This window comes from Streptomyces sp. NPDC022552 (assembly GCF_055561875.1).
The window spans coordinates 40,980-67,897 of sequence record NZ_JBVHGJ010000010.1 but is presented as its reverse complement, the minus strand read 5'-3'; the positions used below and the strand labels follow the sequence as shown (position 1 = coordinate 67,897).

Here is a 26,918-nt window from a genome sequence, read left to right as displayed (position 1 = left end):
GAACACGTCACCGACGACGTCACAGACCGACGGAGTCACGGGGAAGCAGCGAGCCCAAGGGCCCCAGATCCAGGTTCAGATCGTCCATCGACAGGCCGTACCGCTCGCACAGCTCCTCCATCCGCTCGTGCAGGATCATCAGCGTCATACCGATGCGCTCCTCCTCGTCCTCGCCCAGGTCGCCCTGGTCGACCCGGTGGACTGCCGTGCGCTCCATCAGCTGGCGAAGCAACTCGACGATGGTCAGGACGAGTTTGATCAGGTCGCGTTCCACCGTGTCGGGATCCGTGGCCAGCCTCCGGGTCACGGAGCTGCCCGCCGTGGTGGCGGTCGTGGTCGAGTCCTTCACGGGGTGGGGCTCCTCAGGATCGGGTCACGGTCCGCCGGTGTCGCCCAGGGACCCGGTTCGTCCCCGGTGATCGACCGGATGACCGCACGCAGATTGATGTGGACCAGGTCGACGTCGGCGACGGACAGGACCAGGTCCCCGGTGAGCACCGCCCCGCCGGTCAGAAGGCGGTCCAGCAGGTCGATGAGGGCGACCGGCGGTCCGGGAAGGCGGTCGCCGCGCTCGTACGGACCCTCGTCCGGGAAGGGCGTGCTCATCGCCGTACCGCCCCGTCCTCGTCCCCGCCCGTGCCCTCGCTCGTACGCTCCGCCTCGGCCGTGTCGGGCGCCGCGAACGAGTAGGGCGCCCACGGACCGGTCACCTCCACCCGCACGCCCGGGACGGACCGGGTCGCGGCTTCGACCTCGGCGCGGAAGCGCTCCGTGTCGCCCGCGGGGACCAGGTAGGCGTGGTTCGTGAGGTTCACCCCGCGGCGCCCGGACAGCTCGCCCTGCTGGGGCCGGTGCACGACCGTGGCCCGCGCATGGGCCTGCGCCACTTCCGTCACGTCGACCGCGACGGCCCCGGCCGCCCGGTAGAGAGCCTCGGTGCTGCGGCGCCGCTGCCTGCGCTGCTCCAGGTACGCCCGCCCCGGGCTCGACGCGCGGGCCGTGGTGGCGGGCGGGACGGCGGGGCCCGAGGGGGCCGTCGCCTCCGGGTCCGCGTGGACCTTCACCCCCAGCTCGACATGGCCGTCGAGCCAACCCAGCAACTCGGTGAACCGGCTGCGGTGGTGGGCCAGCATGCCCGCCACCCGCCTGTCGTCCCGGTACACCGTCGCGAGTCGGAGGGGCAGGACGACGGCCTCGGTGAAGGCGGCGTCGACCACGGCGTGGTGGGCGCGGGCGATCGCCTCGAGCCGGGTGAGATCCTCCAGCTGGGCGCGCAGGGCGGCCTCGCCGAAGACGTCGGCAGGTACGGGCGACGTCAGGGCGACGAGTCCGCCGCCCGCGACGAGCCGGACACCATGACCGTCCACCCCGCTGATCGTGGGGACGAGCCGGTGGAGGCTCCCGTCGTCCCGGCCGATGCCGTACACGTACGACATCGGAGGGCCGGCGGGCGACCCCGGCGGGCGTTGCGTGGCCTCCGGTCCGGTGACGACGGTGCCCGCCGCCTCGCATGTCAGGTCTCCCGTGCTCACCGCTCACCCTCCTCTCGCTCGCCGTGGGCGGCGACGCCGTGCGGCTCCTGCCCCTTCCCGACCGGTACGGCCGCGGAGCGCAGACGGTCGAGTTCGGCGCGGAGACGCTCGTTCTCCTCGGCCAGGACGTCCTCCCGGCCGCCGGGACCGGCGCCGCCGCCGGCTACCGGCCGGGGCGGGCGTGCCCGGGAGGAGAGCGACGGATCGTGCTCCCACCAGTCGATGCCCATCTCCTTCGCCTTGTCGACCGAGGCGACCAGCAGACGGAGCTTGATGGTCAGCAGTTCGATGTCGAGGAGATTGATCTGGATGTCGCCGGCGATCACGATGCCCTTGTCGAGCACCCGCTCCAGGATGTCCGCGAGGTTCGCCGACGAGCCCTGCCGGCTGATCGGCGGCGTGGCGTGCGGTGAGGCCGGCAGTCGGCCTGCAAAGGAATCGGACACGTGGGCGCCCCTGTTCTGTGTGCGTGCTCGGGCTCTCGGTCAGCTGCCGACGGTGGCGCTACGGCGCCGGGAGCGGCGTGCGGGCCTGCGCGAGCCCTCCTCGACGTCGTCGCCCTGCTCGGCCTCGTCCACCGCCTCGACCTCGTCGTCGCCCGGCTCGGCTTCCACCTCGTAGGCGTCGTCGTCGGCCTCGTCGTCGTAGCCCTGTTCGTCCTCGGACTCGTCCTCGTCGTCCTGTTCGCCCTCGGGCTCCTCGTAGAACTCGTCGTCGCCCTCGTCGTCGACGTGGCCTTCGGAGCCCTCCTCGCCGTACTCCTCGTGGGGCTCGGCGAGGTCCTCGTCGGCGTCCGGCTCGGCGACGTCGTCCGTCCGCCCCTCGGCGCGGCTCTCCTCCTGTTCGAGGGCCTCCTCGTGGCCGACGACGACCTCGCCGTCCTTGATCTCGCCGCGCCAGCCGTCGGTCGCTTCTCCGCGCATCATCAGGAACTTGCGGTAGAGCTTGAGATCCAGTCGGGCTCGCCGCCCCTGGGCACGCCAGATGTTGCCCGTCTTCTCGAAGAGCCCCTTGGGGAAGTACTCCAGGACGAGCAGCACCCGCGTGAGGTCGTCGGTGAGGCGGTGGAAGGTCACCACCCCCTTGACCGTGCCCTTGGCGCCCTCCGTGGTCCAGGTGATGCGCTCGTCAGGGATCTGCTCGGTGACGTTCGCCTGCCAACTGCGGGTGGACTTGGCGACCTTCACCTTCCAGTTGGTGGTCGTGTCGTCCGCGGTCTCGACACTGACGACGCCCTTGGCGAAGGTGCTGAACTCCTGGAACTGCGTCCACTGGTCGTACGCATCCCGTACGGGAACACCGACATCGATGTCCTCGACGATCGTGACACTCTTCGACGCGCCGCCACTGGACCGGCGGCCCGAGCCGAAGAGGCCCTTGGCCTTCTCCTTCAGGGTCTCCTTGAAGGCGGACGCGCCGGCCGTGAGCGCGGCTCGTGCGGGCGACTTGCCCTCGCTGAGCGCCTGGCCTCCCTTGGCGAGGCTCTTCGCGACGCCGCCCTTCGCCCGTCCCGGTTCCGCCAGCCGGGCCACGCTGTCGCCGAGGCGCTCTCCGAGCCGGGTGACCGCGTCCTCGGCGCGCGCCGTCAGATAGAGGCGCAGTTCTTCCTTCAGCCGGTCGGTGGCGGGATTCGCCGCCACCTCGCTCCTGATCCTGCCGAGCGTCGAGTTCGAGTCAGGCATCGTCGTCACTCCTGGCCTTCCGCGTGGCGGACTCCGACGACTTCCTGGGGGCGCTCGCGCGCTTGCGCGCGGTCGTCGACGTCCTGCGCGTACGATCCGTGCCCCCGCCCGACGGTCGCCCTCGTGCAGTGGAGCGGCTTCCTTCGGAGGCCGGCTTCTTCCTGGCGGCGGTCTTCGCGGCGGTCTTCTTCGCGGTCTTCGTCGCCGACGCGGGCCGCGCCCGGGCCTTCGGCTTGCCGTCGCCTTCCGAAGCGGCGGCCTTGTCGTCATCGGCGGCGACTCCGGCATCGGCATCGGCGTCGGCATCGGCGTCATCGGTTCGGCCGAGTGCCTGCGTCCGGCGCTGCAATGTGTCGGCGAGGACCGTCGCGCGCTGCGTGAGCGCCCGGGTCGCCGCCGACTTGGTGGCCTCCACCAGCTCTCGGCGCACCTGGTCGCTCAGCGCGCCCGTCAACGGCGAGGCCGCCAGCAGCTTCCCGATCCGTCGCGGGTCGAGGTCCAGTCTGCGGCCGGCGAGGAACATCCCCACGCCGATGGCCATCTTGGCCTTCCTCGTCCTGCCCAGGACATAGCCCCCGACCAGCGCGACGGCCGTCGTGGCGTTCTTCGGTATCACCGGTGCACCTCGTTCTGCCTCGATCGGTCACTGAGTAGGGTCATGAGGCGTTCCCCGTTCCGCTCCGGTACTCCTCGATCTCGTCGAGGCGGTCCAGAAGCGCGTCCTCGCGCCGGTCGAACTCGTCCGCGTCCACCCGGCCGTTCGCCAGGTCGTCCACGAGCGCGGCCAGCTGTGCGCGTACGGGCCCGGGGTCGTAGTACTCCCGTTCCGCGGCGAGCAGCACCTGGTCGATCACCCACGCGGTGCCGTGGAGCGGCGCCAGCGGCAGGGTCACTATCCCTGTGAGGAGTCCCATGGTTCCGCCTCCCTTCCCTCCGTCACACGAAGCTGTACGGCGGCAGGGGCCCGGTCAGGGTGAAGGTGCAGGCGCTTCCCAGGCGGTCCGCCTCGTCCTTCACCGCGCGCACGAAAGCCTCCGTGGACCGGGCGGGGACGAGGAACGACACGTTGAGGAAGTGACTCGCGCCGGGTTCGGCCCGGGCGACGTGGGCGGCCGTGGGCAGCAGGCGCTGCATGGTCTCCTCCGCCTGCCGGCCGTGGTGTTCGGCCACCTGCGCGGCGACCAGCTCCCCGAGGGCGATACGTTCGTCGTGTGCCGCCGTTCCCGACCGCGTACGTTCGTTGAGCTGCCGGATCTGCTCGGACCCCGACAGGATCTCGAGCAGCAGGTCCTGCTCGTCGCGGGCGGCCTTGAGGTTGTACTCGACGTGTCCGTCGAGCTCGGCCAGACGGGCGCGATAGGCGTCGCCGTCGCGCTCCAGCGCCTCGGCCACCTTGTCGTCGTCGGCCCCCAGCAGACCGAAGCGCATCGGAAGCGTCGCGCCGTCCGCCATGAGCGCCTCGAGGACGCCTTCGTGCGCCAGGACGTCACGACGCTTGGCCCGTAGTCCGTCCGGTGCGTCGCTGACGACGGCGGCGACGTCGCCGGTCGTGACCGTCCGCAGGGGTGACGGCGGGTCGCCCACGCCCTGGAGGGTGTTCAGGCGCAGGGGATGCTCCGCGCCGGTGATGGCGTACACGTAGGTCGGCACCTGCTACTCCTCACGTCGCTGGGAGGCGGACGTCCTGCTGGACGTGGACTTGCGCGCCGGTCGCTTCCGCGGCTCTTCCTCGGACTCCTCGCGCTTGCTCTGCAGCGAGTCGGTGAACGCCTCGACGGCGCCGGTCAGCGCGCCCTTGGACTTGCCCTTGGCGCCGCTCTCGGTCATGTCGCCGACGATGTCGGTGAGCTGGGTCGGCGCCTTGCGGCCGGACTCCAGATCCAGCCGGTTGCACGCCTCCGCGAAGCGCAGATAGGTGTCCACGCTGGCGACGACCACACGGACGTCGATCTTGAGTATCTCGATTCCGACGAGGGAGACGCGGACGAACGCGTCGATCACGAGCCCTCGGTCGAGGATGAGTTCCAGTACGTCGTAGAGATTTCCCGAGCCGCTTCCACCGCTCGTCGCACTGCTCTGTTGCACGAGTGTCATGCTGAACTCCTTTCGGGTCTGCGTCTGTCGACGCGTGCCCGCTCGGCTCTCCGCTTCCTGGAGGCCGGCGTCGGCACCGCCGTCAACGACGGTCGATCTGGCCCCGGGCGTAGCGCCGCGTGCGCTCGTACGCCACGAGCCGGCCCTCGGGGTCGAGAGCGACGTGGTACGAGGCCATCACGCTCATCGTGTCCGGAATCTTCTCCAGCTCGACGATCTCCACGTCGGCCGACCAGCCGTCGTCGGTGGCCTTCACCGCCGAGACGGAGCCGGGTTCGCAGCGCAACAGCTCCGAGAGCTGTGCGGAGGCGCGGCCCATGGCCGTGGAGATGTCGATGCGCTGTCCGGATGTCTTGTTCTGTTCGTCGTCAGTCGCGTTCATGATCCCGCCTGTGAGGCCTGGAAGACCGTCTGGAGCCTTTGCTCCAACCGCCGTCTGGGGCTGGAGTTCGCGTGCCCGTGACTTCCGAACGTATGCGTGACTCGGCTCCTGTCCTCCAAACGCCGTCCCTGAAAGGGGACTTGACGGCACCTCGAATCCTGTGGGGGCACGAGCGCCGCGTCGGAGGGCCGCGGCCGCGGACCGGGCGGCACCACAGGTGATCGGCGCCTCGCGTCGCCTGGCCGGCGCCGGTGCGCTCTGGAGCCGGGCTCCGCGCGTGTCGTGAGACGGCCCTGCCCGTCCGGCTCGCCGGGCGGGCAGGCGCTCGTGGTGGTCCCCGTGGCGGGGTGGTCCTACCGTGGAGATAGCAGCAGCCGTCTGGAGCGCGCCGTGCTTGTCGACCTGAGCGCCGCCCGTGCACCAGGGCCTTCGGCCTCCCGTGCAAGGGCACGATGATGTCGTCCCCTCCCGCGGGGCCACGGTCTCTCTACGGGCGGATACGCAGCATGGTCCGCCGGCTGCGAGCGGGGCACCGGTGGGGGCCGGTGAGCGATTTCGACCTGTGGCAGCGTTCGCTGGGATTCGCGGCACTCGGCTTCCTCACGCTGGTACCGCTGCTGATCGTCGTGTCCGCGGCGGGTGCGGGGAGCGGGAAAGGGTTCGCGCAGTGGCTCGCGGACGGCGTCGGGATGTCGGATGGCGCCAGAGGCGAGATCGAGCGGTTGTTCGCTCTGCCGGGGCAGGTGCGGCGGACCACGACGGCGTTCGGCCTCGCCCTGCTGGCCGCTTTCGGGATCTCGTTCGGCACGGTGGTGCAGAGCGGCTACGAGAAGGCCTGGAATCTACCCCCGGCGCGGTGGCGGGCGCGGTGGCGGCACGTGGTGTGGCTCGCCGTCCTCGTCGGTCTCCTCTATCTGATCGCCGTCCCCTCCTTCTGGCGCGACAACCCGACCCGCGGTTTCATCACGGCACTGGGCGGCACCCTGTTCATGTGGTGGTCGCAGCGTCTGCTGCTGGGCGGCCGTGTCGCGTGGATCGCACTGCTGCCGGGGGCGCTGGCGACGACACTGGGCCTGCTCGGGCTCAGGGTCTTCTCCCGGCTCGTGTTCTCCCCGCTGATCGCGTCCAGTGCGGTCAGCTACGGCCCGTTCGGAGCGTTCCTCGTCATCGAGACCTGGCTCGTCGCCGTGGGCGTGGTCGTCTTCGGCGGTGCGCTGTGCGGCCGGATGATCAACGACGAATTGCCACGGATGATGCGTGCGCTGAGACGAAGACGGTGACGTCAGGGCCGGGCACGGACCGCTCGGGAAAGCCTGCGCGACGGGCTCCGATCCGAGTGAGGCCGGCTCCGCTCGGCTGTCCGCGTGGCGCCGAGCGGGGGGTGGAGCAGACAATGAGAGTCGGACGCGTTCACAGCGGAAGTCGCCCGCCGCGTGTGGGAGGAACAGCCCCTGCGGGGGCGCTCACCACCCCGTGGTGGGCGGGACAGTCGTGCGCAGCGCCATGCCGGAGCGGGACGGCGAATCCCTCTCCACGGTGCTGTAGAGACCCAGGTGATCACGTATGTGCCGATGGCTCGCGTATTCGGGAACGTCCGTGCTGCTCGACACCATCCTGTACAAGCCGGCCCACTCGCTGATCGACCAGAGCCGGAACGCCAAGCTCGGCGTGGAGACGACCAACGGCGACGGGTTCGGGGTGGGCTGGTACACGGACGAGAGCAGCACCCCGGCGCTGCTCAGAGACGTGGGCCCCGCCTGGAACAACCGCAATCTGCGGGAGTTGGCGGATCACGTTCGCTCCCCGCTGTTCTTCGCCCACATCCGGGCATCGACCGGGAGTGCGGTACAGCAGTCCAATTGCCATCCTTTCCGGCACGGCCGCTGGATGTTCATGCACAACGGAGCCATCGCCGACTTCCATCTCATGCGCCGTGACCTCTCGCTGCTCATCGACCCCGCGCTCTTCGCCGACCTGGAGGGAACGACCGACTCCGAGGTCATGTTCTACCTGGCCCTGACCTTCGGCCTCGACGAGGACCCGCCCGCCGCCGTGGCCCGGATGGCGGGGGCCGTGGAGCGCGTCGGCCGCGATCACGGGGTGGAGTTCCCGCTCCAGATGACCCTGGCGATCACCGACGGTGAACGCCTCTGGGCGTTCCGCTACTCCAGCGAGCGGGCGTCGCGCTCGCTGTTCTACAGCAGCAGGGTGGACGACCTGCGCGAGCTGCATCCCGACATCTCGTTCCTGCGGGACATCTCCCAGGAGTCGCGCCTCATCGTGTCCGAACCCCTCGACGACCTGCCCGGCGCCTGGAACGAGGTGCCGGAGAGCAGCTACAGAATCGTTCAGCCAGGCACGGACGAGCTGTACCCCTTCACCCCGGCCCCCTAGAAGGTGTAGCGGGTGTGGCTGAACACCTGGCCGTCGTGCCCGAAGCCGTACGCCGTACCGGGTGCCACGGCGAACAGCAGGTCGTCGCCCTGGCGGATGCTGTCGCCGAAACCGTGGAAGGTCCCTTCCGGCGAGGTGATGTGCTCCCCGTACTGCTCTTCGAACGCGGCGATGACCTCGTCCTGCCGCGCTGGATCCGTCACCCGCTCCGCCGTGCCCTCGACCACGATGTCGAGGCCCTCGGAGAGCGAGTTGTGCCCTGTGGTGAGTGCGCAGTGCGCATTGCCGGCCAGGTTCTTCGCCTTCTGCTCGCCCCGCCCGGTGCTGAAGTGCAGCGCCCCGTCGTGCCAGGCGGCGATCAACGGCGTGACGTGCAGCCGTCCGTCCGGCCGGACCGTGGTGATCCAGAAGACCTCGGCGGCCCGCAGCCGGCGCTGGGCCTCGGCCCAGTCGGTGGCGACCACGTCCTCCGCGCCCGGGCGCGGGTTGAGCGCGGAGCTGTAGCGGGCGTCGAGCTCGGTCCTGGGCTGTTTCGGCGTCATGAGGAACCCCCTTCCCTCTCCTTGTACCGCAGGCCACGCAGCCCGGCCCGGAGGCGCTCGGCACAGCGTCCGGCGGATCGGTCGCGTCACGCCGACAACCCGCGCGCGGTGCGATGTCAGTGGCGGCTACTAGGTTCTTACTCGTCCCGCCGTTCAGGCGTGGGCCTTCCCCTACCCTTCCCATGCCCTGAGGAGATCTGCGTTGTCCCACTGGGAGACTTCGAGTCTGACGCGGGTGCTGCAGCCCGCCCGCCCACGGAAGCTGGCCAAGGTTCCGTTCGTCGAGCTGGCCGACGGGCGCCTGCAGGGTGTGGTGTCCAGCGGATCGGACATCGCCCGGGTCTACGTTTCGTCGGTCGCGGCCGGCGACTACGCCTTCTCGTGCAGCACCAACAACAACCGGCCCTGCGGCGGCGCTCGGGGCTCCTTCTGCAACCACATCCGGGCCCTCATCGGTGAGGCGGTGCTGCAGTACGGAGCCGAGCGTGTCGCCCGGTACCTGAAGGTCGATCCGGGCGACGAGCAGCTCCACGCCGCCGGCGTGTCGAGCGCCATGTCCACCACCCGCCCTTCGGCCGCAGCCGGCGGAACGGCGGCCGCGGCACCGGTGTTCAGCCGGTTCCTGCGGCATCTGTCCTACCTCGAACTCCAGCCGTCGACCGGCCCGTTGCCCGAGATGCAGTGGTTCCCTCCGACCCGAGAGGTGGCCTGATGCGCGCCGACCTGCTCACCGAGCCGGTTCCCGGCCTCGACGAGGCACTCGCCGCAGTCGACGCGTTCGACGCCCTTCTGACCGACGGCCTCCTGCGTCCCCGGCCCGCTCAGGCCGGTGGCCTGATCGCGTTCGCCGACGCCGTCGCGGGCACCCCGCTGGCCGCCCGAGTCGGCGAGGCGGCCGAGAAGACCGCCGCGGGCGCCGCCGGGGAGGAGCACTTCGTCGCCCTCGCCGCCGCCCGCACCGCCCTCCTCGGCTCCGTCCACGACGCGCTCGCCGAGCGGGTGCACGCGGCAACGGGCCGTACGACCGCCGATGACGCGCCCCGGCCGGTCCCCGGCGGTGAGCCGGTCAACGTGCTGGCCGCCGCCCGGTCATGGCTGTGCGACCTCGTGCGCACCGGCTGGCGGGGGCTGGATCACGAGACCGTGTCCGGTGCCGCCCCCGTGGTCTCGGCGATGCTGCCGGACCCGTCGCTGCGCCGTCCGGCGGTCCTGCTCGACGGCCTCGCCACCGAGCTCGCGGCCTGTTGCCCCGGCGCGGCGCTCGAGCGGGTCCCGGAGCGCCGCTGGGCCGACCTGTGGTCGCGCGCTCTGCTCCTGACACTGCCCGGAGCAGCCGATGTGCCGACCACGGACACCGTGACCGGCCGTCTTCTCCCGCTCGGCGTCGACCTGCACGAGCACGCGACGGCCGTGCAGGCGCAGGTCCACGGAGTGCTGGAGCCGGCCGACGGAGGCACCGCCCGGCTGGTGCGCGCCTCCGTCTCCGCGCCGAAGCCGGACACCGTCGTCGGTGCGGGCCTGTGGCAGCTCCTGCGGCCCCACATGTCGCTCCTGGCCGCTGTCGGCGAGGGCAGGGCGATGGAGCTGGACGGGATGCCCATCACGGCCGAGGGAGACCTGATCTGGGACGACGCCCTCGCCCGCGCGGGCGAGCCGGCCGACCCCTTCGCCACCGCCCGCGTCGTCCTGCCCACGGCGGTCGGCACCGCCCCGGCCCCGCTGGATCGGCACCCCGCCCGGATCGCGGAGCCGGTGTTCCTCGAGGGGTACGCCGTGTCCCGGGAGGGCGACGGGCTGACGTTCACGGTCGCCGGTCATCCGCTCGCCGTCGACACCGACCGCATCCCGGCCGCCGGCCCGCTCACCCCGGAGAACGTCGCAGCGTCCGGGGCGTGCATCGGCCTCCTGCGCTGGGACGCCGGAGCGTTCCACGTACAGCCTCTCGCGGTCGAGACGACCGTACGGAAGAAGAGCCTCGCGATCCACGCCGGATCCTGGGCCGGAGGGACCACCGACAAGGCGGGCGCCAAGGGCGAGAAGGCCGCCACCGACGCTGTCGCCGTTCTGCGTGAGCGAGCGGGAAGGCTGTTGCGCGCATGACCGACACCACTCCCGAGGTCGCCCTCGCCGACGCGGACGAGAACCGGCGCCAGGTGCTGTACTGGCGGTTGCTGGCGCGTCTCTTCGACGCCGAGGAGCAGCCCGGACTCGAATCCGCGAGCCTCGCCGTCGTCGAGGACATCGGGCTGCCGCCGGGCCTGCTGGACCCTCAGGCCTCCGTCGACTCCGTCGTGCAGCGCCACCCCGAGCTGGCGGACGAGTTCGACGGGCTGATGGTGCCCGAGGACGGCGACGGACCGCGCGACCGAGCCGCCGAGGTACGCCGCGCGGCACTGCTGTCGAAGGTCCTGCTCAATGTGTTCGCGTCCCCCTCGGGATCCGTCAGCGCCGGGCAGCTCGCCGGCTGGCAGTCCGACGCGGGATGGCTGGAGCGCGCCCTCGGATGCCGACCCGGTGACCTGCGCGGGGGTCGCGCCGGCGCGGGTGGGCCCGGTGTCAGTCCCTACGGCACCGGCGGGCGCGGCGGTACGCCGGACCTGAGCCGGCTCATTCCGCAGATCGGGCCGGAGCTCGGCGCGATCGAGGCGGACCTCGTCAAGCGGATGCATCTGCGGGAGGTGCTGGCAGATCCGAAGCTCGCGTCCCGGCTCACGCCCAGCATGTCGCTGATCGAGCAGCTCCTCCGGGACAAGAACAACCTTTCCGGGGTGGCGCTCGCGAACGCCAAGGCACTGATCCGGCGGTTCGTCGACGAGGTCGCCGAGGTCCTGCGTACGCAGGTGGAGAAGGCCTCCGTCGGCGAACTGGACCGCTCGGTCCCGCCCAAGCGCGTCTTCCGGAACCTGGACGTGAACCGGACGATCTGGAAGAACCTGACCAACTGGAGCCCGGAAGAGGAGCGGTTGTACGTCGACCGCCTCTACTACCGGCACACGTCTCGCAAGACGACGCCCCAGCGGCTCATCGTGGTCGTCGACCAGTCGGGCTCGATGGTCGACTCGATGGTGAACTGCACCATCCTCGCCTCGATCTTCGCCGGGCTGCCGAAGGTGGACGTCCACCTCATCGCCTATGACACTCAGGCCCTCGACCTCACTCCCTGGGTGCACGATCCCTTCGAGACCCTCCTGCGGACCCAGCTCGGCGGCGGCACGGACGGCACCGTGGCCATGGCGCTCGCCCAGCCGAAGATCGCCGAGCCCCGTAACACCGTCGTGGTGTGGATCTCCGACTTCTACGAATGGCGCAGCGAGGAACTCTTCGCCTCCATGGCCGCCGTGCATCGCTCCGGGGCCAGGTTCATCCCGGTCGGTTCGGTGACCAGCGCCGGCCGGGGCAGCGTCAACCCGTGGTTCCGAGAGCGGTTCAAGGACCAGGGCACGCCCGTGCTGTCCGGCCACATCCGCAAGCTCGTCCACGAGCTGAAGAACTTCCTCACCTGACCGATTCCTTCTCGCGCCGCCCCACGTTCGCGGCGCGCCCAGAGACACGCGGCCCCGTGCCGCCTCAGACCTGCACGAAAGGCTCCGAAACATGTCCGATCTGCTGCGCGCCCCTGCCGAGATCAAGTACGCCGAGGAACTCGACTGGCTGGAGTCGATCGACGACAACCCCAAGCCGTTCTCCTGGCGTCTGTCCCCGAAGATGGTCCGGTTGTTCGTGCTCGGCTCCGAGCGCGCCGACGGCCTCGACCGCGAGATCGCGCAGAAGTGGTTCGGCGACCGGAGCTTCGTCGAGCGCTCCATCGTCACCCTCGCCTCCGACCGCGGCCTGCTGCTCATCGGCGACCCCGGTACGGGCAAGAGCTGGCTCGCCGAGCTCCTGTCCGCCGCGATCAGCCGCAACTCCACCCAGGTCGTGCAGGGCACGGCCGGCACGACCGAGGACCACATCAAGTACTCCTGGAACGTGTCCATGGTCATCGCCAAGGGCCAGTCCCGCGAGTCGATGATCCCTTCGCCGATCATGACCGCGATGGAGACCGGCACCATCGGCCGCTTCGAGGAGCTCACCCGCTCCACCAGCGACGTGCAGGACGCGCTCATCTCGATCCTCTCCGAGAAGTACATCTCCGTCCCCGAACTCGACAGCGCCGACGGCGAGAACATCGTCTTCGCCAAGCCCGGCTTCTCGATCATCGCGACCGCCAACAGCCGCGACCGGGGCGTCAACGACCTCTCCTCCGCGCTGAAGCGCCGCTTCAACTTCGTCCGCATCCCGGTCGTGACGAACAAGCAGAGCGAGACGGAGATCGTCCGCTTCCGCACCGAGGAACTCCTGCGCCGCCACCAGATCGAACTGGACGTCCCGCCGAACCTGCTGGACGTCCTGCTGCAGAGCTTCGCCGACCTGCGCGCCTCGGCGACCGCGGCCACCAGCGACGACGAGAAGCTGGAGTCCGCGCTGTCCACCGCCGAGCAGATCGGAGTCCTGGAGGACGCGATCCTGCACTCCAACTTCTTCGGTGAGCGCGCCCTCACCGCCCGCACCCTCGCTTCCTCCCTCGTCGGCTCCCTGGCCCGCCGGGAGCCCGAGGACCTGGCGATTCTCAACAAGTACCTGCACGGCGTCGTCGAGCCCCGGGGCAAGGAGGAAGGCGGCCTGTGGCCGGAGTTCCTCGACGGCGGCCGCGACGCGATCGCGAACCTGTCGTGAGCGGCCACCAGGAGGGGACCTTCGAGGCTCTCCGCGTCCAGCTCCAGGAGGCCGCCGCCGCGTTCGCCGACGGCCCGGCGGCCCTGGAGGGCATCCTCCTCGGACTCGTCGACGACGTCGAACGAGCGGCGCGCGAGCCGCTGGAGATCTTCCCGGTCTGCCACCACTCGCCCGCCTCCGCGCTCGCGATGGCACGCCGGCTGCGGGAGAAGCAGCCGAAGGTCGTGTACCTGGAGCTGTGCGAGGACATGACGCCCCTGCTCACCGAACTGCGCAACTGCAGGCTCCCGGTCGCGGTCCAGGCGTTCGCGTCCCGGCTCGACGGCTTCCCCGAGGAATGGGCGCCCCTGTCGGTGGTCGCCCCGATCACGGAGGCGTCGGCCGAGTACCAGGCGATCGCGTACGCGCTGGACACCCCGGGGGTGGAGCTCGTCCTCGTGGACCGTTCCTCGGACCACGTCTTCCAGTGGGACACGCGCCGCGGCGGCGCGGAGACGGCCGGGACGGACACGCCGGCGGCCGAGGAGGAGGCGGCGCTCCACGGCGACGCCGTCGGCGTGGAGATCGGCGACCTGCGGCCGAGGTTCGCCGAACTCGAGGAGCATCTGCTGCGGCACGGCCGGGTGCGGCACTGGTCGGAGTGGTGGCACCAGTACGTCGAACTGCCGCTGGGCGACAGCGACCACGACACGTACCGCCAGGCCATGTTCCTGATCGGAAGCCTCTTCCGGCGCCTGGCCCCCGGTGACGCGGAGCGCGTACGGGTCGACGAGGACCGCGAGCGGTACATGTGGACGCGGATGCGCGAGCACCTGGCCGCGACCGGCACGGACCCGGCGGACTGTCTGTACGTCTGCGGCGCCTTCCACGCCGCCAGCCGCGTGGCCGAGTTCGGCGTGGACGGCGGCGACACCTTCGAGATCAGCCCCCGCACCGGCACCACCTGGCAGTACGGCCTGATCCCGTCGAGCCACGCGGCGATCGAGGCGCAGTTCGGGCTGGCCGCGGGCTCGGTGTCGATCGCGGCGACGGTGTGGGCGAAGAACCTCAGGCGCACCCGCGTCCAGCCCTTCCGGCTGGCGGGGCAGGCGGGCGCGAAGAAGGCGCGGCCGAGGAAGACCTCGGCCGTGACGAGCGCGTCGAGCGCCGAGCCGGCGGACATGCTGACCGGGTTCCTTCGGCAGCCACCGGTCCTCGACCGGCTGGACGAGTCCGAACTGCTCGGCTGGTCCGTGGACATCGTGCGCGCGGCCCGCCGGAACGGCTATCTCGCCTCCACCGCCGACGCCATCGCGGTCTTCGAGACGTCGATCCTGCTCGCCGGAATGCGGGACCGGGCCAGGCCCACCCCGTACGACTTCCAGGACGCGGCCGTCACCTGCATCGAGAAGGACACCGTGCCCGGGCGGCGCGACGTGCGCCGGCTCGTGGAGATCATGATGGGCGGGGACCGGATCGGGCAGGTCGGCTACGAAGCCCTGCCGCCCCTCGCCCGCGACGTCCATGACCGGCTCGCACCGCTCGGGCTGAAACTCGAGGCACGAGGCGTGAAGCGGGCCCTCCTGGACATCGCCGCCCGGCCTGAGCTGGAGCCCTGCTCCGATGTGCTGTGGATGCTGCGGTACCTGATGCCCCACGGCGCCGCGCGCCCGATCATGGGCGAGCGGACCCTCGGCGAGCGCCCGATCCAGGAGTCCTGGGACCTCGCCCTCGGCACCCACCAACGCGCCCTCATCGAGCTCGGCTACGAGGGCGTCAGCATCGAGCAGGTCCTCGAACAGCGACTGCGTCGTGCGGCGTACGGACCGCAGGCCACCGCCGCGACCGTGCTCCAGGCCGTCGAGGACGCGACCCTTCATCTGCGCAGCCGCCGCCTATCCGACGAACTGGGCACGCGCGCCCTGGAGGTGCTCGCGGCCGAGCGGAGCGTCGACGGAGCGCCCGAAGTGCTCCGCCGCGTCCGCCGGCTCCTCGCGTACTACCGGACGAGCGAGCCGGTGCTGCCCGCGTGGATCGAGTCCTTCGTGAAGACGGGTTATGCCCACTACTGCACGCTGCTGCCGACCGCGTTCGCCGACGAGGACGCGGGCGTACGGCAGGTGGCGGCGATGCTCGGCTTCCTGTTCAGCATGGAGTCCCTGGCGCTGTCGCTCGGCTGCGACCGCACCCAGCTCGAGCTCGCGGTCGCGCAGTCACACCCGGAGGACCCGTCCAAGACCGCGCTGCTGTGGGCCGCACAGACCCAGCTCGGAACCATGACCCGGAGCGAGCTCAGGGAGCGCTGCGACGGACTCCTCGACAACCCCCTGGCCCTGCCGACGTACCCGCGCTATCTCAGCGGCCTCCTGCACGCCCTGGAGCCCGCACCTGCTCTCACCGACTTCGTGGTGGAAGCGGTGTCGAACGCCTTCGGCCGGCTGCCGGACCCGGTGCTCCTGCCCTGGTTGCCGACCCTGATCACCACCCTGCGCGCCGGTGGGGCCGACCTCGCCCCGCTCCTCATCCGTGAGGCCGGGAGGATCTTCCCTTCGCGGCTCGGGGAGCTGGACAGCTGGGTCCCGCCGTGGCGGGAGACGCAGCCGATCCCCACCCGCACGACGTCCGCCCCGGGGGCCGGAGACCGCGCGATCCTGCTCGACGCCCATCCCGCGGCCTGCGACGCGGTCGCCGCACTGCTCGGCTGCGAGGGCCCGTGGGAGCCGGCGGCGACCGGCCGGTCCGGCCTGGCCCTGATGGCGCGTCACCCCACCACGGCAGAGGCCGTCGAGGCGCTGCTGACGCGCATCTGACATCCGACACGGAGCACGCAGGAGCCTGCCGTTCGACCGGTCCGGGCTCCTGCGTGCCGGCGTGCCCACGCCCCTGCGAACGTGGCCGCTGCCGCCCGGCTCAGGTGAGCGAGGGCACCCGCTCGGACCGCGGTGGCGGACCGGGCGGTGTGCCGTCGCCGAACGGCCGCCCACCGAGAGACTCCCGACCGTGCGGGGTGAGCCAGCCACTCGGATCCGGGCCCTCGGGGACGATCCCGGTCGGGTTGATGGTGCGGTGCACCACGTAGTAGTGGGCCTTGATCTGCTCGAAGTCGATAGTGTCGCCGAAACCGGGCGTCTGGAACAGGTCCCTCGCGTAGGCCCACAGAGCCGGAAGCTCGGTCAGTTTCTGCCGGTTGCACTTGAAGTGGCCGTGGTAGACGGCGTCGAACCGGACCAGTGTCGGGAAGAGCCGCACGTCGGCCTCGGTGATGGTGTCGCCCACCAGGTAGCGCCGGCTCCCCAGGCGCCGCTCCAGCCAGTCCAGCCGCTCCCACAACCGCTGGTACGCCGTGCCGTACGCCTCCTGCGAGCTTGCGAAGCCGCACTTGTAGACACCGTCGTTCACGTCCTGGAAGACCTTGTCCGCCACGTCGTCGATCTCGTCGCGCCATTCCTCCGGGTAGAGGTCCGGCGCGCCGTCCCGCTGGTGGTCCGACCACTCGCGCCCCAGGTCGAGTGTCATCTGCTCGAAGTCGTTGGTCACGACCTGGCCCGTGGAGACGTCGACGATCGCGGGCACGGTGATGCCGCGCGGATAGCCGGGCTGACGGGCGAAGAACGCCTCCTGCAGCCGTTCGATACCCAGCACCGGGTCCTTGCCGCCCGGGTCCAGATGGAACGACCAGCTCCGCTCGTCGTGCAGCGGCCCCGCGACACCCATCGACACCACGTCCTCGAGACCCATGAGGCGCCGGACGATCGCCGCCCGGTTCGCCCACGGGCAGGCCCGGGCGATGATCAGGCGATAGCGCCCGGGCTCCACGGGATACCCGTCGCGACCGTCGGCCGTGATGCGTGTCGTGATGTAGCTCTTGTCCCGCTTGAACTCGCCGTCACCAGCCATGCTCCGAGCCTAGCCATGTCGAGCCTCATCCACACCGGTCACCCCGGTGAACGCGGAGGACGCCCGGTTCCACGGGAGAGTGATGCCGGTGGGTTTCGAGAACACCTCGGTGCTGTCTCCGGGACCATGGCGATGCTCGGCGAACTCGTCGCCCAGGCCCCGCTCTTCCAGGGCTCGGCCCGCGGTGGGCACCCGGGACTCGCATCCCACGTACCGACGGGGCCTTCGTGCGCCAAGGTGGTGAGAACCTCTGCCGTGTTGTCGATGATTCGCCTACAAGGATGTCGCCCGTGACCGGATTGTCCTCCTCACCTGCCGCCTGTGACACGCCTCGCAGCGACGGCCTCGGTCCCCGTACCGCTGCCGCGCTCGTGTTCGGGTCGTCGGCCGCCGTCCTGGTGGTCGAGATCGTCGCTCTGCGACTGCTGGCTCCCTACCTCGGCCTCACCCTCGAGACCAGTACGATGGTGATCGGCATCGCCCTCACCGCGATCGCCGTCGGCTCCTGGCTGGGTGGGCGCATCGCGGACCAGGTCGATCCACGTCGGCTCATCGGCCCCTCGCTGGGAGTGTCGGGAGCGGTCGTCGCGCTCACCCCTGCCGTGCTGCGGACCACTGCGGAGTGGGCACCGGCGCTGCTTCTGCTGATCGCGTCGCTGACCATCCTCGTACCTGGCGCGCTGCTCTCCGCGGTGACGCCGATCGTGACCAAGTTGCGTCTCACGAACCTCACCCAAACCGGAACGGTCGTCGGCCGGCTGTCCGGGGTCGGCACCGTCGGCGCCATCGTGGGCACGGTCCTCACCGGCTTCGTCCTCATCGCGCGGTGGCCGGTCAGCGGCATCCTGATCGGCCTCGGAACACTGCTGGTGGTCGGCTCCGCGCTGGTCGAGTGGCGAACGCGCCGGTGGGGCATCACGCCTGCCCTGACGCTCGTGGTGGTTGCCGGCAGCCTCGGCACCATGGTCGCGCCCGGTGGCTGCGACACGGAGACCCGGTACCACTGCGCGCGGCTCGTCGCGGACCCCGACCGGGGCAGCGGTCGCACGCTCGTGCTGGACGGCGTGCGCCACTCCTACGTCGACGTCGACGACCCGACCTTCCTGGAGTTCGAGTACGTGCGCGCCATCGCGTCGGCGGTCGACGCAGCCTTCCCCGAAGACGAGCCGCTTGCCGCCCACCACGTGGGCGGCGGCGGGCTCACCTTTCCCCGCTACCTCGCGGCCACGCGGCCCGGGACGCGCAGCCTGGTGTCCGAGATCGACAGCGGGGTCGTGCGCATCGACCGCGACCAGCTGGGCCTGAGAGCACAGGACGGTATCGACGTACGCGTCGAGGACGGTCGGCTCGGCCTGCGGCGCCTCGACGCCGCCAGTCGTGACCTCGTCGTCGGCGACGCCTTCGGAGGCGTCAGCGTGCCGTGGCATCTCACGACGGTGGAAGCGATGGCTGACGTACGGCGGGTGCTCAAGGAGGACGGGGTGTACGTCGCCAACCTCATCGATCACGGTGAGCTGGCCTTCGCACGTGCCGAAGTGGCCACCCTCGGCGCGACCTTCGAGCACATCGCCCTCATGGGTGAACCCGCCGACATCGGCCTCGATCCGACGGCCACCTCCAAGGGAGGCAATCTGGTGGTGCTCGCGTCCGACCGGCCGGTCGATGTGCGCGCGACCCAGGAAGCGCTGGACGCCCGGCAGACCGGCTGGAAGATCGTCACGGGCGGCGACCTCACCTCCTGGATCGGCGATGCTCACGTGCTCACCGACGACTACGCACCTGTCGACCAGCTCCTTCAGCCCTACAGCCCGCGGAACAAGGGCTGACGGGGCACACGCCCGCGGCATGTCGACACATCTGGAACAAGCTGCCTCCCTCGCCTTCACTCCTCTGGCCCGGCTCGGGTTTGACCGCCCGAGAAGCGGCAAGCCGAATCGACAGGCGCCCAGCAAGAAGTGACCAACAGCCAGCCAGGAGTCACCACCATCCAGGAAGGCAGCCATGTCGACCCTGACCGCAGTTCTCATCATCGTGGCGACGGTCGCCGCGCTACTGGCGGCCGCTTTCGTGCTCCGGGCCCGTACGGGCCCGGGTAGCGGTACGCGGTCCCTCAAGCGCCGCTTCGGTCCCGAGTACGACCGCACCCTCGAACGGCACGGCGGCGACAGCGAGTCCGCCCAGCACGACCTGCGCGAGCGGGTCGAGCGCCACGGCGGCCTGCGCACTCTGCCGCTGGAGCCGGCGGTCCGCGAGCACTACGCCGCCCAATGGACCATGCTCCAGGAGCGCTTCGTCGACGCGCCGCGGCAGGCCGTCGCGGACGCCGACGAACTCCTCACGCGGATCGCCGCGACCCGGGGCTTCCCGGAGCCCGACCGGCCCGACGAGCAGCTCGCAGCCCTGTCGGTGCACCATCCGCACCATGTGGAGGGCCTGCGCACGGTACGCCGTGCGATGCACTCCACGTCCGCGTCCACCGAGGAGCTGCGAGAGGCGCTGGTGCACGCACGCGCCCTGTTCGAAGACCTGACGGCGGTCGGGAGTCCGGCCGGCACCGGGGCCACCCGCACCCGCCCGGCGTCCGGCCGAAACCGCGGGCATCTCCTCAAGCCGAAGGGAAGTGGCGCGTGATGGCACGCGAGAACCGGGACCGGTGGACAGCGGACGAGGCCGAGCGAGACGGGCGGCGCGCGCCCGTGCCGCCGCCGAGGGCCCCGGGCGCGGTGGGCGGTGCGGGCGGTCCGGCGCGCGTCGGCAGCGGGGGAGCCCCTGCCGAGGCCGTGCCGGCCCAGCGCACCGGCCATCCCGCGACACCTCCCACCGCACCGCCGGCCACCCCGCCGGCCACCCCGCCGGCCACCCCGCCTCCGCCTCCGGCGGTGCCGCTGTCGCAGGCGCCACAGTCCGCAGTCCCGTCCGACGACCCCGGTGCCACGGGCCGGAACGGCGGGAGCCGTACGAACGCTCCCACCGCGTCCCCCGCCGCGCCGCGCGGGCGGGACACGACGGACCGCCCCGGCGACGGCCGAGGCCCGCGCCACGGCGACCGAGGCGAGCACGACGTCAGCGGTGACGTCGGCGGTCTGGGCGGCCCTGCGTCCGGTACAGGACACGCGCCCGCCGTCGACGGCGGCGGAGGCCCGGCCGGTCAGCTGCTCGGCGACGGCGAACGCGACCGTCTCGGCCAGCGCCTGCACCACGCACTGGCAGGGTTCGTCGACTCGCCCCGCGACTCGGTCGCCGAGGCGGCCGAGGTCCTCGCGGCGGCGGAGGAACAGCTCGTCGCCTCCCTGAGGGACCGACGCATCGCGTTGCGGGCGGGCTGGCAGGAGAACGGCGATCCCGAGGGGCCGGGCCCCGACACCGAGCAGCTCCGGCTCACCCTGCGGACCTACCGTGAGGTGACGGAACGGCTGCTCCGGGCGTGACCCGGCACCACCCGCCACAGAGCGCAGAAGCCCCCATGGACCGGACGCCATGGGGGCTTCTGCCATGCCGCTTCCTCGCTGGTGCACCGGTGGCGCGCCGCATTCGCCCCGGGGACGTCAACCAGCCCCAGAATGAGTCAGGTTGGGAGTGACCACCCACTCGCGGGGCACCAGCAACCCATGCGAGAAGACGCAGAAGACAAGCCACCGCGCAGAACGCCGCAACGCGATCGCGATCGGGCCTCGCGCGGCTGGCGCACCGCGGCCGCCGTGCTCGTCGTGCTGTCCCTGGTCCTCTTCCTCCTGGGGCGGTTCGTCCATGTGCCGGGCCTGGACGACCTGTTCGGCGTCGACACACACGACCGTTCCGGTCCAGCGGTGCTGAAGTCCATCCAGGACATGCACCGGTACGAGGGCGCCGCCGGCAACTACCAGGTCGTCGTCGACCTGGAGAAGGACGCCCGACTGCTGCCCGACTCGATACGCGGGACGCGTACGCTCTTCGTCGCGAGCGGCAGCGTGGCCGCGTACGTCGACTTCGCCGGCATCGGCCAGGGCAGTGTGACCGTCGACGAGAAGCGCACCACCGCCACCCTCCGTCTGCCGCACGCGCAGCTCGCCGAGCCGACCGTGGACCCCAAGCGTTCCTACACCGTCTCGAAGCAGCGCGGCCTGATCGACCGACTGGGAGACCTGTTCTCCGACAACCCGGCCGACGAGCGCGCCGTCCACATCCTGGCCGCCGACCGCATCGGCGACGCCGCGAAGGAGAGCGATCTGACGCTGCGCGCCGAGAAGAACACCACGTCGATGCTCCAAGGCCTGCTCCGTGCCCTCGGCTTCGAACAGGTCACCGTCACGTATACGCAACCTTCTTGAACTACAGCTGAGTTGGGGACCATGACATCACGTATCGCAGGGCGCCGCATCATGTCCGAGCGGCGGCAGAAGCTCAAGCAGAAGCAGAAGCAGCGACAGGAGGAGAGAGAGAACGAGAAGACCCGAGGGGCGGGACCCGGGCCCTTGCTGCGCTTCGGCATCACCGTGCTGGCTCTCGCGGCGATGGTGGCCTTCGGCGTCGTCCTCGCCCGGCTGACCCTCCAGCCGTCGCCGGCCTCGGAGATGCTCACCCACGACAACCTCCGGCCGGGGGACTCGATCCGCGCCTACCTCGAGCAGCCCGCCTTCCGCGACACCGTCAAGCAGCTCGGCGGCAACATTCTTCTGGGCGTGCCGTTCGGCCTGCTGCTGCCGGTCGTGTCCCCCCGCACCCGCGGGTTCGTACGCGTCGCCCTGCTGACGGTGGCGACGATGCTCCTGGTCGAACTGATCCAGGGAGCGCTGATCACGGGGCGCGCCTTCGACATCGACGACGTCCTGCTCAACACCACGGGAGCGCTGCTGGGCTACGCCCTGGTGGGCCGTCGCATGGGCCGGGCGGTGTATCCACGCCGGCGCCGATGGTGGTCGCGGCGCACCACCTGACCAGGGCCGGCCTCGCACGCCGTCCCGTGGCACCGTGTCGAGTACGTGTGCGAAGGTGACCTGGTGACGACGCCTGAGAAGACCGACCACCGCCTCCTCTTCGGCTGCATGGGCCTGGGGGGAGGCTGGGACGCGGGGCCCCACACGGCCGCCGACATCGACGCGGCGGAGGCCGCTGTCGAGGCGGCGCTGGACAGCGGCATCACCGCGTTCGACCACGCGGACATCTACCAGCGTGGAAAGTCGGAAGCCGTCTTCGGCGAGGTCCTGGCCCGTTCGGCCGGACTGCGTGAGCGGATCACCCTGCAGACCAAGTGCGGCATCCGCCTGGCCGAGGGGGACCGGCCGGGCCTGTACGACCTGCGAGGCACCTCCATCGTCCGCAGCGTCGAGGCGAGCCTGGAGCGGCTGCGCACCGACGTCCTCGACGTCCTCCTCCTGCACCGTCCCGACCCGCTGGCCGACCCCGCCGACATCGGCGATGCCCTGACCTCGCTCCACCGGCAGGGGCTCGTGCGCCGTTTCGGGGTCTCGAACATGAACGCCGCGCAGATCGCCCGGCTCCAGGCCCACATGGACCTGCCGCTCGTGGCCAACCAGCTGGAGATGAGTCTGCACCGGCGCGCCTGGCTGGAGGACGGCGTCCTCGTCAACACCCCGGAGTCCGCGGGCAACGGGTTCCCCGCCGGAACGGTCGAGCACTGCCTGACCCACGCCATCGGGCTCCAGGCGTGGGGGGCGCTGGCCCAGGGACGCTACACAGGGGCACAGGAGACCCCGCAGGAGACGGCCACGGCCGCGCTGGTGACCTCGCTCGCCGAGGCCAAGGGCACCACGCCGGAGACGATCGTGCTCTGGTGGCTGCGGCGCCACCCCGCCCGTATCGCCCCCGTCATCGGAACGTCGAACCCGGAACGCATCCGTGCCTGCCGGGACGCCGCGACGAGCGAGCCCGACCTGAGCCACGACGAGTGGTACGCCCTGTGGATCTCCGCCCGCGGCGCCGCGCTGCCGTAGTCGTGAGCGGTGACATGTCTCGCGGAAGTGGGGGTAGGCGAAATCCCCACGGGGGCACAACCGTTGCCAACCGACGAGAGAAGGTCATCAGAGTGCCGACTGAGGTGACGACGGAGACGAGGGCAGGTGTCGAGACGGGTACGGAGCACCTTCCCGTGATCGATTCTCCCCGCAAGGTCGCTCCGAAGGACGCGCGCACGCTGTCGAAGGTGTTCTTCGACAAGCTGGCGGTGCTGGAAGAGGGCACGCATGAGTACCAGTACGCACGCAACACCCTGATCGAGATGAACATGTCGCTCGTCCGCTACGCGGCCGGCCGCTTCCGCGGGGCCCGCAGCGACGAGATGGAGGACATCGTCCAGGTCGGCACCGTCGGTCTGATCAAGGCCATCGACCGGTTCGACCTCTCCCGGGAGGTGGAGTTCACCAGCTTCGCCATCCCCTACATCGTCGGTGAGATCAAGCGCTTCTTCCGGGACACCACCTGGGCGGTCCATGTACCGCGCCGGTTGCAGGAAGCCCGGCTGGAGCTGGCCAAGGCGACCGAGGAGCTGAGCTCCCGGCCCGGACGAGCACCGAGCGTGGCGGAGCTGGCGGGCCATATGAACGTCTCCGAGGACGAGGTGATCGAGGCGCGGATAGCCTCGAACGGGTACAACTCGGCGTCACTCGACGCTGCCATCGGCCCCGACGGCGAAGACGATGCCGCGGCGCTCGCCGAGTTCATCGGCGTGGAGGACCCGGCGCTCGAACTCTTCGAGGACTTCCACACCCTCGCGCCGCTGCTCGTCGAGCTCGACGACCGCAGCCGCCGGATCCTGCATCTGCGTTTCGTCGAGGAGATGACGCAGTCGGAGATCGGTGAAGAGCTCGGCATCTCCCAGATGCACGTCTCCCGACTGCTCTCCCGCAATCTGGCACACCTGCGCAAGGGCATGCTCGACCAGTCGTAGCCACGGACCGGCGCCGACGGCTCGCCCTCGGCGGAACGGCCTCACCAACGCCCTTCTGGTGAGGCCGTTCCGTGCTGCGACGGCGCTGTCGCCGTGAACTCGCCCTGCACGAGCGGGCGCCGGCGATGTCCGCTCAGCGCCCACCCGTCGTCCGTCCATCCGGTCTGCCCATCCCGTCGTCCGTCCCATTCCGTCGTCTCGTCTCCCATCCGGGTGTCCGGTGTCGCCCGGACCCGCGATGCCGACCCGGCTCGGGTCCGACGCCAAGCCGTCACGGCGTGGCGCCGCGCGCTTCGTACAAGCGCTCAATTCGCCTTGTTCGCCCGGCGGCGCCTGCGCTTCAGCGACTGCCGCTCGTCCTCGCGCAGGCCGCCCCACACACCCGTCACCTGGCGGGAGTCGTCCATGGCCCAGCGCAGGCATTCCTCGCGTACGGGGCAGCGCCGGCAGATCTCCTTGGCCTCCTCGGCCTGGATGAGCGCCGGTGCGCCTGTCCCCACCGGGAAGAAGAGGTCGGGGTCGGCATCCTGGCAGGCCGCACGTGCACGCCAGCTGTCCAGCATCAGTTCCTCCTGTCACAAGCATTCGTCTCTGTCCGTCGCGCGGAACTCCGGCTCTACGGCCGAGCGAAGAGCTGAGAGGTCTCTGCCGCCCAGCCGATCCGCGCGGCCTCCGCCCCCTCGGGCACGGCGGCGTACGTCTCGCCCAGCCAGCTCCGCAGGCCCGCGCGGTCGACGTCGACCACGGCGAACGCCCCTGCCGGGCCGAGCCGCATGCGGACGCGGCCCTCCCTGCCACCGAGGCGCAGCGGCCACAGCCGGACGTCGCCCTCGCCGCTCAGGACCCGGGCTCCGGAGCTCAGCAGCTCCCGGGAGAAGGTCCACTCGACGACGCTGCCCAGCGGAAGCCGGAAGGCGATGCGTACCGCCCAGGGGTCGTCGGGGTCGTAGTGGAACGTGGCCTCGACGGGCACGCCGATCCCTCCTTGGACCTGACGGGCCGTGGTGTGCCACTCCCGCACCGGTGGCGCCGGGGGCGGCTGGGTGGTCTCGTGCTGCCGGCTCGGTTCAGACATCGTCACCAGTTCCGTCGGGGAGATTGCGCCGCAAACCCGAACGGCGCCGTACTCTCGCTCGTAACCCCGGACGAGGATTTCACGCATGCTTTCCGGGAGCGGGGCGTGAAAGGCACGCCCGCGGCCGGAAGGCTCGGCTGCCGCGTTCCCTCACGAACTCCCTTACCGGGGTGGGCTCCGCGCTTGCGCACGAGGGGCCGGGCGTGCCCTCGCGCCTGATCGGCGCGCGCCCTCGTACGCTGGACGGATGCGCCACCACGATCTTGTCGTCATCGGTGCGGGATCCGGCAACGCCGTCGTCGACGACTCAATGGCCGATCTCGATGTGGCAGTCGTCGAGGAGCGCTGGTTCGGCGGCACCTGTCTGAACGCCGGATGCATTCCGAGCAAGATGCTCGCCCACACCGCGGACGTCGTACGGAGTGTCAGGGAGGCCGGGGCGTTCGACGTGGACGCGGCCCTGAGAGCCGTGCGGTGGCGGGACGTGCGCGACCGGGTCTTCGGGCGGCTGGACGCGGAAAGGGAGCGGGGTCGCCGCGGCCGAATCGAAGACGACTCGGTCACCGTGTACGAGGGCAGCGCCCGGTTCACGGGCCCCAGGACGCTCCGGATCGAGCGGGCGGACGGAGCTCTGGACGTCAGCGCCGGGCAGATCGTCGTCGCGGCGGGCGGTCGTCCGCTCGTGCCCGAGCCCGTCGCGGACGCGGACCTGCCGTACGAGACGTCCGACACCGTCATGCGGATCGACGCTCCGCCCCGGCGGCTCGCGATCCTCGGGGGCGGCTACATCGCCGCGGAGCTGGCCGAGGTGTTCGCCGCGGCGGGAAGCTCCGTCACCATCGTCGAGAAGGAGGACCATCTGCTCGGCCCGCAGGACGAGACGGTCGCGGAGCGGTTCACCGCGCTGGTCCGTTCCCGATACGACCTCAGGCTCGGCCAGGAGCTCACGGCGGTCGGCGGCCGCCCGGGCGAGCTGCGCCTGAACCTGGACGACGGGTCCACGGTCGAGGCGGACATGCTGCTCGTCGCGGTGGGCCGAGTCCCGAACAGCGACCGGCTGCACCTGGAGGCGGCGGGCATCGCCACCCACGGCGACGGTCGGGTGATCGTGGACGAACACCAGCGCACCACCGCGGACGGTGTCTACGCGCTCGGCGACATCTGCTCGCCGGTGCCCCTCAAGCACGTGGCCAACCGCGAGGCGAAGGTCGTCGCGCACAACCTCCGCCACCCGGACGACCTGATCTCCGCCGACCACGGCCTGGTGCCGGCGGCGGTCTTCACCTCCCCGCAGATCGCCTCCGTCGGCGCCACGGAGCAGGAGTGCCGCGACCAAGGCCTGGACTATCTGGTGGGCAGGGCCGAATACGCCGACGTCGCCTACGGCTGGGCCATGGAGGACATCACCGGCTTCTGCAAGGTACTCGCCGAGGCCGGGACCGGGCGGCTCCTCGGCGCCCACCTGATGGGTCCGCAGGCCTCCACCCTCATCCAGCCCCTCGTCCTGGCCGCGACCCTCGGCATCGACGCCGCGACCCTCGCCACGTCTCCGTACTGGATCCACCCCGCGCTCACCGAGGTCGTGGAGAACGCCCTCCTCGACCTCGGCCTGTGAGCGCGCGCGACGGCCGCTTCTCCGCTCGGCGCGAGATCGGGTGAATGCGATGCCGGGGTCGGGGCAGGCGGAGTTCAGGCGGGCATTCACCCCGCCCCGCAAGGCACACGGAAGAGGAGGGAGCCGG

At 71.0% G+C, this 26,918-nt stretch carries 29 protein-coding genes; 15 read left to right on the top strand and 14 right to left on the bottom strand.

The annotated features are described in order from the left end of the window. Positions 1–19: 19 nt before the first annotated feature. The 10 genes from ACZ3OF_RS24630 to ACZ3OF_RS24585 all read right to left on the bottom strand — a co-directional run bounded on the left by ACZ3OF_RS24630 (position 20) and on the right by ACZ3OF_RS24585 (position 5,690). Positions 20–349 (bottom strand): gas vesicle protein K, encoded by a 330-nt coding sequence (locus ACZ3OF_RS24630; RefSeq protein ID WP_361674229.1) that lies wholly within the window; start codon positions 347–349, stop codon positions 20–22. Next, positions 346–606: a gas vesicle protein gene (locus ACZ3OF_RS24625; RefSeq protein WP_361674231.1), complete on the bottom strand. Its 261-nt coding sequence runs from the start codon at positions 604–606 to the stop codon at positions 346–348. Before ACZ3OF_RS24625 ends, ACZ3OF_RS24630 begins: the two co-directional genes overlap by 4 nt. Further along, positions 603–1,532 carry a GvpL/GvpF family gas vesicle protein gene (locus tag ACZ3OF_RS24620; RefSeq protein WP_467306797.1) on the bottom strand — a complete coding sequence of 310 codons (930 nt, stop codon included), beginning with the start codon at positions 1,530–1,532 and terminating at the stop codon, positions 603–605. The genes ACZ3OF_RS24625 and ACZ3OF_RS24620 overlap by 4 nt, the downstream gene beginning before the upstream one ends. After that, positions 1,529–1,978, bottom strand: coding sequence for a gas vesicle protein (locus ACZ3OF_RS24615; RefSeq protein ID WP_467306795.1), 450 nt, complete (start codon positions 1,976–1,978; stop codon positions 1,529–1,531). The genes ACZ3OF_RS24620 and ACZ3OF_RS24615 overlap by 4 nt, the downstream gene beginning before the upstream one ends. A gap of 39 nt (positions 1,979–2,017) precedes the next feature. Further along, positions 2,018–3,214 carry an SRPBCC family protein gene (locus ACZ3OF_RS24610; protein ID WP_467306793.1) on the bottom strand — a complete coding sequence of 399 codons (1,197 nt, stop codon included), beginning with the start codon at positions 3,212–3,214 and terminating at the stop codon, positions 2,018–2,020. Next, on the bottom strand, positions 3,207–3,830 hold the full coding sequence (locus tag ACZ3OF_RS24605) for a hypothetical protein (protein ID WP_467306791.1): 624 nt from the start codon (positions 3,828–3,830) through the stop codon (positions 3,207–3,209). Before ACZ3OF_RS24605 ends, ACZ3OF_RS24610 begins: the two co-directional genes overlap by 8 nt. Positions 3,831–3,870: 40 nt before the next feature. After that, on the bottom strand, positions 3,871–4,128 hold the full coding sequence (locus tag ACZ3OF_RS24600) for a gas vesicle protein GvpG (protein ID WP_361674239.1): 258 nt from the start codon (positions 4,126–4,128) through the stop codon (positions 3,871–3,873). Positions 4,129–4,150: 22 nt separating this feature from the next. Continuing rightward, positions 4,151–4,864 carry a GvpL/GvpF family gas vesicle protein gene (locus ACZ3OF_RS24595; protein WP_467306788.1) on the bottom strand — a complete coding sequence of 238 codons (714 nt, stop codon included), beginning with the start codon at positions 4,862–4,864 and terminating at the stop codon, positions 4,151–4,153. Positions 4,865–4,867: 3 nt separating this feature from the next. Continuing rightward, positions 4,868–5,308 (bottom strand): gas vesicle structural protein GvpA, encoded by a 441-nt coding sequence (locus ACZ3OF_RS24590; RefSeq protein ID WP_361434317.1) that lies wholly within the window; start codon positions 5,306–5,308, stop codon positions 4,868–4,870. 82 nt (positions 5,309–5,390) lie between these two features. Beyond that, positions 5,391–5,690: a gas vesicle protein GvpO gene (locus ACZ3OF_RS24585; RefSeq protein ID WP_361674243.1), complete on the bottom strand. Its 300-nt coding sequence runs from the start codon at positions 5,688–5,690 to the stop codon at positions 5,391–5,393. Between the two features lie 455 nt (positions 5,691–6,145). Here ACZ3OF_RS24585 and ACZ3OF_RS24580 point away from each other — a divergent pair, with 455 nt between their 5' ends. Both ACZ3OF_RS24580 and ACZ3OF_RS24575 read left to right on the top strand, forming a co-directional pair. After that, the gene (locus ACZ3OF_RS24580) at positions 6,146–6,970 is read left to right on the top strand and encodes a ribonuclease BN (protein ID WP_467306785.1); all 825 of its coding nucleotides are present in this window, start codon (positions 6,146–6,148) and stop codon (positions 6,968–6,970) included. 283 nt (positions 6,971–7,253) lie between these two features. Further along, complete coding sequence (locus tag ACZ3OF_RS24575) at positions 7,254–8,084, top strand: class II glutamine amidotransferase (protein ID WP_361674246.1); 831 nt, start codon at positions 7,254–7,256, stop codon at positions 8,082–8,084. Here the strand turns inward: ACZ3OF_RS24575 and ACZ3OF_RS24570 are convergent. After that, positions 8,081–8,626, bottom strand: coding sequence for a pyridoxamine 5'-phosphate oxidase family protein (locus ACZ3OF_RS24570; RefSeq protein ID WP_361674248.1), 546 nt, complete (start codon positions 8,624–8,626; stop codon positions 8,081–8,083). The genes ACZ3OF_RS24575 and ACZ3OF_RS24570 overlap by 4 nt on opposite strands. A 226-nt stretch (positions 8,627–8,852) precedes the next feature. Between ACZ3OF_RS24570 and ACZ3OF_RS24565 the strand changes: the two genes are divergently transcribed. The 5 genes from ACZ3OF_RS24565 (at position 8,853) to ACZ3OF_RS24545 (ending at position 16,131) form a co-directional block, all read left to right on the top strand. Further along, a complete protein-coding gene (locus ACZ3OF_RS24565; protein WP_467307016.1) occupies positions 8,853–9,338 on the top strand; it encodes a hypothetical protein in 486 nt (161 codons plus the stop codon). Continuing rightward, positions 9,338–10,726 carry a hypothetical protein gene (locus ACZ3OF_RS24560; protein WP_361674250.1) on the top strand — a complete coding sequence of 463 codons (1,389 nt, stop codon included), beginning with the start codon at positions 9,338–9,340 and terminating at the stop codon, positions 10,724–10,726. The genes ACZ3OF_RS24565 and ACZ3OF_RS24560 overlap by 1 nt, the downstream gene beginning before the upstream one ends. Next, a complete protein-coding gene (locus ACZ3OF_RS24555) occupies positions 10,723–12,129 on the top strand; it encodes a vWA domain-containing protein (protein WP_361674251.1) in 1,407 nt (468 codons plus the stop codon). The genes ACZ3OF_RS24560 and ACZ3OF_RS24555 overlap by 4 nt, the downstream gene beginning before the upstream one ends. Positions 12,130–12,220: 91 nt before the next feature. Then, entirely contained in the window at positions 12,221–13,342 is a 1,122-nt protein-coding gene (locus tag ACZ3OF_RS24550) for an ATP-binding protein (RefSeq protein WP_361674253.1), read from the top strand. Next, on the top strand, positions 13,339–16,131 hold the full coding sequence (locus ACZ3OF_RS24545) for a hypothetical protein (protein WP_361674255.1): 2,793 nt from the start codon (positions 13,339–13,341) through the stop codon (positions 16,129–16,131). Before ACZ3OF_RS24550 ends, ACZ3OF_RS24545 begins: the two co-directional genes overlap by 4 nt. Positions 16,132–16,231: 100 nt before the next feature. On the opposite strand, the gene ACZ3OF_RS24540 is transcribed toward ACZ3OF_RS24545, so the two are convergent. Beyond that, positions 16,232–17,218 (bottom strand): glutathione S-transferase family protein, encoded by a 987-nt coding sequence (locus ACZ3OF_RS24540; RefSeq protein WP_467306779.1) that lies wholly within the window; start codon positions 17,216–17,218, stop codon positions 16,232–16,234. A gap of 281 nt (positions 17,219–17,499) precedes the next feature. Between ACZ3OF_RS24540 and ACZ3OF_RS24535 the strand changes: the two genes are divergently transcribed. The 7 genes from ACZ3OF_RS24535 to ACZ3OF_RS24505 all read left to right on the top strand — a co-directional run bounded on the left by ACZ3OF_RS24535 (position 17,500) and on the right by ACZ3OF_RS24505 (position 24,101). Next, the gene (locus ACZ3OF_RS24535; RefSeq protein WP_361674344.1) at positions 17,500–19,044 is read left to right on the top strand and encodes a fused MFS/spermidine synthase; all 1,545 of its coding nucleotides are present in this window, start codon (positions 17,500–17,502) and stop codon (positions 19,042–19,044) included. Between the two features lie 175 nt (positions 19,045–19,219). After that, positions 19,220–19,849, top strand: a complete 630-nt coding sequence (locus ACZ3OF_RS24530) for a hypothetical protein (RefSeq protein ID WP_467306776.1) — start codon at positions 19,220–19,222, stop codon at positions 19,847–19,849. Continuing rightward, positions 19,849–20,646, top strand: a complete 798-nt coding sequence (locus ACZ3OF_RS24525) for a hypothetical protein (protein WP_467306774.1) — start codon at positions 19,849–19,851, stop codon at positions 20,644–20,646. Before ACZ3OF_RS24530 ends, ACZ3OF_RS24525 begins: the two co-directional genes overlap by 1 nt. A 180-nt stretch (positions 20,647–20,826) precedes the next feature. Beyond that, a complete protein-coding gene (locus ACZ3OF_RS24520) occupies positions 20,827–21,525 on the top strand; it encodes a DUF4230 domain-containing protein (RefSeq protein WP_467306773.1) in 699 nt (232 codons plus the stop codon). A 21-nt stretch (positions 21,526–21,546) separates the two neighbouring features. Then, on the top strand, positions 21,547–22,131 hold the full coding sequence (locus ACZ3OF_RS24515; protein ID WP_361674264.1) for a VanZ family protein: 585 nt from the start codon (positions 21,547–21,549) through the stop codon (positions 22,129–22,131). A gap of 63 nt (positions 22,132–22,194) precedes the next feature. Continuing rightward, on the top strand, positions 22,195–23,148 hold the full coding sequence (locus ACZ3OF_RS24510) for an aldo/keto reductase (protein WP_467306771.1): 954 nt from the start codon (positions 22,195–22,197) through the stop codon (positions 23,146–23,148). A 104-nt stretch (positions 23,149–23,252) separates the two neighbouring features. Next, positions 23,253–24,101: an RNA polymerase sigma factor SigF gene (locus ACZ3OF_RS24505; RefSeq protein ID WP_467307014.1), complete on the top strand. Its 849-nt coding sequence runs from the start codon at positions 23,253–23,255 to the stop codon at positions 24,099–24,101. A gap of 305 nt (positions 24,102–24,406) precedes the next feature. Here ACZ3OF_RS24505 and ACZ3OF_RS24500 read toward each other — a convergent pair whose 3' ends face one another. Together ACZ3OF_RS24500 and ACZ3OF_RS24495 are read right to left on the bottom strand one after the other, a co-directional pair. Further along, entirely contained in the window at positions 24,407–24,664 is a 258-nt protein-coding gene (locus ACZ3OF_RS24500) for a WhiB family transcriptional regulator (RefSeq protein WP_467306769.1), read from the bottom strand. Positions 24,665–24,717: 53 nt separating this feature from the next. Beyond that, on the bottom strand, positions 24,718–25,176 hold the full coding sequence (locus tag ACZ3OF_RS24495; protein WP_361674270.1) for an SsgA family sporulation/cell division regulator: 459 nt from the start codon (positions 25,174–25,176) through the stop codon (positions 24,718–24,720). 247 nt (positions 25,177–25,423) lie between these two features. Here ACZ3OF_RS24495 and ACZ3OF_RS24490 point away from each other — a divergent pair, with 247 nt between their 5' ends. Next, positions 25,424–26,791, top strand: a complete 1,368-nt coding sequence (locus tag ACZ3OF_RS24490; protein WP_361674272.1) for a mycothione reductase — start codon at positions 25,424–25,426, stop codon at positions 26,789–26,791. Positions 26,792–26,918 lie beyond the last annotated feature (127 nt).

What these genes read in the sequence shown, in the direction of transcription:
- ACZ3OF_RS24625 (WP_361674231.1), bottom strand. Translation starts at nt 606, where the DNA reads ATGAGCACGCCCTTCCCGGACGAGGGTCCGTACGAGCGCGGCGACCGC.
- ACZ3OF_RS24610 (WP_467306793.1), bottom strand. Translation starts at nt 3,214, where the DNA reads ATGCCTGACTCGAACTCGACGCTCGGCAGGATCAGGAGCGAGGTGGCG.
- ACZ3OF_RS24600 (WP_361674239.1), bottom strand. Translation starts at nt 4,128, where the DNA reads ATGGGACTCCTCACAGGGATAGTGACCCTGCCGCTGGCGCCGCTCCAC.
- ACZ3OF_RS24590 (WP_361434317.1), bottom strand. Translation starts at nt 5,308, where the DNA reads ATGACACTCGTGCAACAGAGCAGTGCGACGAGCGGTGGAAGCGGCTCG.
- ACZ3OF_RS24585 (WP_361674243.1), bottom strand. Translation starts at nt 5,690, where the DNA reads ATGAACGCGACTGACGACGAACAGAACAAGACATCCGGACAGCGCATC.
- ACZ3OF_RS24580 (WP_467306785.1), top strand. Translation starts at nt 6,146, where the DNA reads ATGTCGTCCCCTCCCGCGGGGCCACGGTCTCTCTACGGGCGGATACGC.
- ACZ3OF_RS24575 (WP_361674246.1), top strand. Translation starts at nt 7,254, where the DNA reads ATGTGCCGATGGCTCGCGTATTCGGGAACGTCCGTGCTGCTCGACACC.
- ACZ3OF_RS24570 (WP_361674248.1), bottom strand. Translation starts at nt 8,626, where the DNA reads ATGACGCCGAAACAGCCCAGGACCGAGCTCGACGCCCGCTACAGCTCC.
- ACZ3OF_RS24560 (WP_361674250.1), top strand. Translation starts at nt 9,338, where the DNA reads ATGCGCGCCGACCTGCTCACCGAGCCGGTTCCCGGCCTCGACGAGGCA.
- ACZ3OF_RS24555 (WP_361674251.1), top strand. Translation starts at nt 10,723, where the DNA reads ATGACCGACACCACTCCCGAGGTCGCCCTCGCCGACGCGGACGAGAAC.
- ACZ3OF_RS24550 (WP_361674253.1), top strand. Translation starts at nt 12,221, where the DNA reads ATGTCCGATCTGCTGCGCGCCCCTGCCGAGATCAAGTACGCCGAGGAA.
- ACZ3OF_RS24540 (WP_467306779.1), bottom strand. Translation starts at nt 17,218, where the DNA reads ATGGCTGGTGACGGCGAGTTCAAGCGGGACAAGAGCTACATCACGACA.
- ACZ3OF_RS24535 (WP_361674344.1), top strand. Translation starts at nt 17,500, where the DNA reads ATGTCGCCCGTGACCGGATTGTCCTCCTCACCTGCCGCCTGTGACACG.
- ACZ3OF_RS24530 (WP_467306776.1), top strand. Translation starts at nt 19,220, where the DNA reads ATGTCGACCCTGACCGCAGTTCTCATCATCGTGGCGACGGTCGCCGCG.
- ACZ3OF_RS24525 (WP_467306774.1), top strand. Translation starts at nt 19,849, where the DNA reads ATGGCACGCGAGAACCGGGACCGGTGGACAGCGGACGAGGCCGAGCGA.
- ACZ3OF_RS24520 (WP_467306773.1), top strand. Translation starts at nt 20,827, where the DNA reads ATGCGAGAAGACGCAGAAGACAAGCCACCGCGCAGAACGCCGCAACGC.
- ACZ3OF_RS24515 (WP_361674264.1), top strand. Translation starts at nt 21,547, where the DNA reads ATGACATCACGTATCGCAGGGCGCCGCATCATGTCCGAGCGGCGGCAG.
- ACZ3OF_RS24500 (WP_467306769.1), bottom strand. Translation starts at nt 24,664, where the DNA reads ATGCTGGACAGCTGGCGTGCACGTGCGGCCTGCCAGGATGCCGACCCC.
- ACZ3OF_RS24495 (WP_361674270.1), bottom strand. Translation starts at nt 25,176, where the DNA reads ATGTCTGAACCGAGCCGGCAGCACGAGACCACCCAGCCGCCCCCGGCG.
- ACZ3OF_RS24490 (WP_361674272.1), top strand. Translation starts at nt 25,424, where the DNA reads ATGCGCCACCACGATCTTGTCGTCATCGGTGCGGGATCCGGCAACGCC.